Genomic DNA, 6,144 nt, shown 5'->3' with positions numbered 1-6,144 from the left:
ACCCGGGTCCGTGAAATCGATCGGCTCACCACCGGAAGTCATCGGCTGCAACTCACCCAGCGCAGTGCCGCCCTGCGCGTCCCGCTTGAACCAAATGTTGGGAAACGCCAGGAAACGGTGCCAAGCCACACCCATGTTGGTGTTCAGACTCACCACGATCATCCAGGCGAAGGACACCGTGATCTTGGTCATCGCGACGATGTAGGTGACGGTCTCGAGCGTCGACAGCTCCAGGCCGGAGAACGCCGCGACCAGCGGGTAGGAGAAGAAGTACGCTGGCTCCCAGTGCTCCACGCCGGCGAAGGCGCCCTCGATGCCGCGCAGCGTCATGATGGCCACGCCGATCGTGAGGATGACGCTCTCGACGAAGTACGCCTGGCCCGTCTTCGAGCCCGCGAAGCGGGACTTGCGGCCGGCGTCGCCGGGGCTCGACAGCTGCCGGATGACGATCAGCGTGAGGATGCCGAGCGCGGTGAGCGTGCCGATCCACTCGACGAAGAGCTCGTACGGGAGCCAGTGGCCGAGGACCGGCAGGACCCAGTCAGGCTTGAACAACTGGCCCGTGGCGTTCACCAGGGTGAGCAGCAGTGTGTAGAAGCCGATGGCCACGAACCAGTGGGCGACGCCCACGATGCCCCACCGGTTCATCCGGGTGTGCCCGAGGAACTCCCGCACCAGCGTGACGCTGCGCTGGTAGGGGTTGTCGAGCCTGCCGCCAGGAGGCAGTGGCGACCCCAGCCGGAAGTACGCGACCAGCTGGGCGACAGCGCGCCCGAACAGGCCGAATCCGACCACGATCATGGACAACGACACGATAATCGCGGCGAGTTGCATAGGGGCTCCTCGGGCCTGCGGACACCAACTGCGCTTACTAAGCGGTAACTTACTGGGATTGTGCTGAGGCTACCCGCATCGTCGCTCTGCAAGTAGGCGGTGGCAGCGTGATCTCCGCCGCCGTTGCCCGTGGCAGGGCTGTATCCGCGAAGGGCTCCAGCGGCGATCCAGTGGGGCACGAGAGTAGAACTGTCGCCCGGTAGCGAAAACCACCCCGCAGGTATGTTCTGTCGGCGCTCACTGTGCCCCGGAGGGGCGCCCGCTGGGCGGGGGTACGAGGCATGTGCGCTGACAGGCCCCTGTCAGCGACCGGCAGCGACCCAAGCGACCAAAGCCCGGACACGGTTGAACTCTCCTCAAGGTCTGGTCAAGAACCGCGAGCGGACAGCGACCGGAGCCCAGCGACCGGCACTGCATTCCGTCGCTCCGCCCGCGCCGTGAAAAGAGCCAGTTCACAGGGGGTGTTGAGCGGCAGACAGCGACCCAAGCGACGCAGCGTGCGGGTATATCCCAGGACATCCAGATGTACGGGTGCGTCATATATGGCGACCTTCAGTCGCTTCAGTCGCTGTTTTGGCGTGAGTGCCGCTGTGAACTGCACGTTTATCGGCGGCAGTTCAGCTACCCAGAGCCGAACGGGCGGGCCGGGCAGCCGTGTTCCAGTCGCTGGCCCCTTGAATCTCATGCGATCACAACAGGCGCGTCTCGTCCCGTGCTTCGCTAACGTGTCCGAAACGGTGGGTCGCTTCAGTCGCTGAGGGGGAGAGACGTGACTGCTGAGTTGCCGATTTCACGTCGCCATCGCTCGCTGGAGACAGCCGAGTGGTGTGCGAGACGGGGCTGGCCCGTGCATCCGCTCGCCGCTCGACGCAAGACGCCCGTGGCCAACTGCCGGGTCTGCAAGGCCCCGGGGCATCAACGGCAGTCCTGCGCCTGTCTGCGGAACGGCCGCTGGTGCCACGGCTTCCGGGCGGCGACACTCGATCCGGAGCACATCCAACGTTGGTGGGGATCAGCCTTCGGCGCGGAGCTCGGCGTCGCCGTCTCGTGCGGGCCGGCAGGACTCGTCGTCGTCGACATCGATGCGCACGCGCAGGAACCGCCGGAGCGCAACCACCTCCTGCCGGGAGTTCCGATTCCCGAGGACATCGACCTGACGGGCCTGAGCAACGGCTTCCACACACTGGGGGTACTGGCTGCCCTGCACGATGCGGCGCATCCCGCCGAGGACACGGACACCCTGCGCGTGCGGACGCCGTCGGGCGGGCTACACGTCTGGTACCGCTCCGCAGCCGGACACAGCTGGCAGTCCTCCACCGGCTCCGGCCGTGGACGCGCCCTGGCCTGGCAGGTCGACATACGTGCGCACGGTGGCTACATCGTCGCCCCAGGAACCCGGACCGACGCCGGCAGTTACACCGCGCTGGGCACCACGCGCGTCCCCGCGCCGCTGCCCGCCTGGCTGGCCCGCGAGTTGGAGCGCACCGGCCACCTCGCAGTCTCCCGCCCCGCCGTCACGCCGGCACCGCCGCCGCGCGCCCGCCAGGCCGTCGCCGTCGCCGGCGGGGGAGCGGGCGCGGCCTGGCGGGCTCTGGGGACGGTCCTGGCGGATGTCGTGGCCTGTGGCGCGGTGCCCGAGGGCGCTGGATTCTCGGAGCGGCTCAACCGGGCCGCGTTCACCGCCGGCGGGCTCACGGCCGCCGGACACCTCGACCGGGAGCGGGCCGAGCGGGCACTCACCGAAGCGGCCATCGAAGCGCGCCCGGGGCAGGAACGGCGCTGCTCGGCCATCATCAGCAGCGGAATGCGCGCCGGCGAGCGACGGCCCCTGACGCTCAGGGGCCGCGCGTGAACAGCTACCACGACAACCCGCTGTTCAGCTTCGACGCACATGCCGTCGCCGCCGGAATCTCCGCACGGCTGCAGGAGGAGCAGGGGCAAGAGCCGGCATCGCAGCAGGCGGTCGGCCTGGCCGACCCGCGGGGGCTGCTGCCCGACACCCTCACCGACCGAGGAAACGCCAAGCTCTTCGTCAAGCTGTACGCCGGGGACTACCGGCACGTCCCCGGTCTCGGCTGGTACCGCTGGGACGGCACACGCTGGCAGATCGACGAGGACGACACAGTCCTCTGGGCGGCCGGCGATCTCGCCGAAGCGCTCGCCGACGACGACCCGCGGGGCACGCACACGGCGGCTGCTCTGCAGCAGCACCGCCGCCGCGCCCTGTCCACCAGCGGGATGAACGCGATGCTGGCGCAGGCCAAGTCGGCCCCCGGCATGGTGCTCAACGCGGCGCTGCTGGACTCCGACCCCTATGTCCTGTGCACGCCCGCGGGCATCGTCGATCTGCGGACCGGCAATCTGCGTGAGGCCCATCCCGACAAGGACTTTCACTCGAGGTCCACTGCGATCCCTCCGCAGACGATGCCGACCCCGCGGTGGCTGCGCTTCCTCTCCGACACCTTCGGGCAGGGCGCGGAGGGGGCCGAGATGATCGGCTTCCTGCACCTGATGCTCGGCTACTCGATCACCGGTGATGTCGGCGGCCAGGTCCTGCCGTTCCTCTTCGGCTCCGGCAAGAACGGCAAGTCGGTCCTCCTCGACGTCCTCATGAAGCTGCTCGGCGACTACGCGGACGCCTCTCCGCCCGGCTTCTTGATGGCCCGGCCCTACGAGGGGCATCCCACCGATCTCGCGGAGCTCCACGGCCGGCGCGTCATCGTCTGCAGTGAGGTCAAACCGGGTGACAAGTTCGACGAGGCCCGGGTCAAACTCCTCACGGGCGGGGACCGCATCAAGGCACGGCGCATGCGCCAGGACTTCTTCTCCTTCGAACCGACGCACAAGCTCTGGCTGCTCGGCAATCACCGTCCCGAGGTGGGAACCGGCGGGTTCGCGTTCTGGCGCCGCATGCGGCTCATCCCGTTCGAGCGCGTCATCTCGGACGAGCGGAAGATCGACAACCTGGCGGACATCCTCGTCACCGAGGAGGGACCCGGAATCCTCAACTGGCTGGTGGACGGGGCTCGTCGCTATCTCGGTGGAGAGAAGGACCTGACCGGTCCGGAGCGTGTGCGAATCGCGACCACCGCCTACGCGGAAACCGAGGACCACACCGGACGATTCCTCGACGAGACCTGTGCATACCAGCCCGGATTAAGAGTGGAACAAGCCCATCTCTACACCGTGTACAGAACGTGGTGCCAGAATGAAGGAGCTCCCGCCGTATCGTCGCGCGCATTCGCGGCGCGGGTGCGTGAAGCCGTGGGGCTCGCCTCGCCCAAGGAGATGATCCTGTCCAATCAGCGCAAGTACTACCCAGGTATTGGACTGCTTGCTGGCGAGGAGACAGCATGAGCGCTCTCATTGCGAAGGACGAGTTGTCGCACGAGGCCGGAATTGTTTGGCTGGAGGATATCGAGGCGCTCGACTACGTACGGCAGAGCCTTGACCGGCTGCCCACCCGGCGTGGCCGTCCCGCCTATCACCGCGCCGGACGCATGGTCGGCTACGCGGTGCTGGGGTCACAGGCGAAGGCCTCGCGGTCCTCGGGCACCTTCAGGCGGCGGGTCTTCTGGCTGCTTCCGCACGACCGGGACACGGCGCCTGAAGGCCTGTACGCCGGTTCGGCGCCGGCCGAGGCGGTCGACCCGCGGACGCTGAGCCCCGGGGACAAGGGCCGCAAGACCGAACGGTCCGAGGGCGGCCCGCCGTCGCGCGCGATGCGGGAGATGGGCATCACGCTGCCCTTGTGAGGCCGGCAGGTCTCGGTGGTGACCCGGTGAATGAGTGTGTGCCGGTGTGTGCGCGGCCGGTCCCGCGCCTCACCGGCAGCGTTCGCGTCCCGTTGAGTCGAGTCGTGGTCTGGGTCGCTTGAGTCGCTGATGCGCCGCGTCGACCCACCGCGGCCCCGTCCGCCACAACGTCAAGACGCCCGGCCGCCGCGTCGCTTCTGCCGCCTTTCCGATGGGCTTCAAGCCGTCCGTGAGCGCGCGTTGAGTGGCGTGGAGGACGGTGGCGGGACGTCGAGAGGGGGTCGCGGCCTATGCGCGACGGTCAGCACGTCCTGTTCCGGGTGGAGCGGGGGCAGCCACGCGAGGAGGAGTTGGCCGCCCTCGCCGTTGTGTTGCTGTCCTTGAGCGGTGCCGGCGAGGAGGACGAGGCGGCGCGTCCGCTGGCGGAGTCGCAGTGGTGGAACCGCCCCCAGCGCTACTCGGCGCCCGACAGCTGGCACTGAGCCGCACCTGCGCCGACCCGCCCTGTTTTCCGGAGCCCGGCGCTGTTTCAGTCGCAAGAAACCGCGACTGCGGTTTGGTAATCGAGCGAAAAGCGGACCATCAAGCCCGAGAAGGGACCTGTCATGACGGCGATTCTTGACCCCGCTCTTGACCCTGCTCCTGCAGAGCTGGAGCCCGCCGACATCCGTGGTCGTGTGGCCGAACTGCATGCGATTCATGCGGAAGTCGAGCAGGGCCCGAGTGAGAAGGCGACGGAGGCGCAGCACGCCAAGGGGAAGTTGACGGCGCGTGAGCGTATCGAGCTTCTCCTCGATCCTGGGTCGTTTCGTGAGGTGGAGCAGTTGCGTCGGCACCGGGCGACCGGTTTTGGCATGGAGGCGAAGCGTCCGTACACGGATGGTGTGATCACTGGCTGGGGCACGGTCGAGGGGCGGACGGTCTTCGTCTACGCGCACGACTTCCGGATCTTCGGAGGCGCGCTCGGTGAGGCGCACGCCACGAAGATCCACAAGATCATGGACATGGCCATCGCGGCCGGTGCTCCGCTGGTCTCGCTCAACGACGGTGCCGGTGCCCGTATCCAGGAGGGCGTCTCCGCGCTCGCCGGTTACGGCGGTATCTTCCAGCGCAACACCCGGGCCTCCGGGGTCATCCCGCAGATCAGCGTGATGCTGGGGCCGTGTGCCGGCGGCGCGGCCTACAGTCCGGCGCTGACCGACTTCGTGTTCATGGTGCGGGACACCTCGCAGATGTTCATCACCGGTCCTGACGTGGTCAAGGCCGTGACCGGTGAGGAGATCACGCAGAACGGCCTCGGCGGCGCGGACGTGCACGCCGAGACCTCGGGCGTGGCCCACTTCGCCTACGACGACGAGGAGACCTGCCTCGCCGAGGTGCGCTACCTCCTCGCGATGCTGCCGCAGAACAACCGCGAGAGCGCTCCGAGGACGCGCAACGACGACCCGGCCGGCCGACGGTGCGAGAGCCTCCTCGACCTGGTGCCCGCGGACGGCAACCGTCCCTACGACATGCATCGGGTGATCGAAGAACTCGTCGACGACGGGGACTACTT

The 6,144-nt window shown here is 68.1% G+C and carries 5 protein-coding genes and 1 pseudogene; 5 read left to right on the top strand and 1 reads right to left on the bottom strand.

What is annotated here, in order from left to right; all coding sequences use genetic code 11:
* A pseudogene (locus DSC45_RS24560) lies at positions 1–834 on the bottom strand (Fe-S oxidoreductase); the annotation flags it as partial.
* A gap of 769 nt (positions 835–1,603) precedes the next feature.
* Here DSC45_RS24560 and DSC45_RS24555 point away from each other — a divergent pair.
* The 5 genes from DSC45_RS24555 to DSC45_RS24535 form a co-directional block, all read left to right on the top strand.
* Positions 1,604–2,686 (top strand): bifunctional DNA primase/polymerase, encoded by a 1,083-nt coding sequence (locus DSC45_RS24555; RefSeq protein ID WP_240434820.1) that lies wholly within the window; start codon positions 1,604–1,606, stop codon positions 2,684–2,686.
* Entirely contained in the window at positions 2,683–4,191 is a 1,509-nt protein-coding gene (locus DSC45_RS24550) for a DNA primase family protein (RefSeq protein ID WP_119294106.1), read from the top strand. Before DSC45_RS24555 ends, DSC45_RS24550 begins: the two co-directional genes overlap by 4 nt.
* Positions 4,188–4,589: a DUF6009 family protein gene (locus DSC45_RS24545; RefSeq protein WP_119294105.1), complete on the top strand. Its 402-nt coding sequence runs from the start codon at positions 4,188–4,190 to the stop codon at positions 4,587–4,589. The genes DSC45_RS24550 and DSC45_RS24545 overlap by 4 nt, the downstream gene beginning before the upstream one ends.
* A gap of 290 nt (positions 4,590–4,879) precedes the next feature.
* Positions 4,880–5,071, top strand: coding sequence for an acyl-CoA carboxylase subunit epsilon (locus DSC45_RS24540; RefSeq protein ID WP_119294104.1), 192 nt, complete (start codon positions 4,880–4,882; stop codon positions 5,069–5,071).
* 123 nt (positions 5,072–5,194) lie between these two features.
* The coding region (locus DSC45_RS24535) for an acyl-CoA carboxylase subunit beta (protein WP_276145471.1) at positions 5,195–6,144 on the top strand (950 nt) is incomplete at its 3' end.

It is taken from the genome of Streptomyces sp. YIM 130001 (genome assembly GCF_003574445.1).
Classification (GTDB): Bacteria; Actinomycetota; Actinomycetes; order Streptomycetales; family Streptomycetaceae; genus Streptomyces.
The sequence above is the reverse complement of the archived record's forward strand: the minus strand, read 5'-3'. Positions and strand labels throughout refer to the sequence as shown.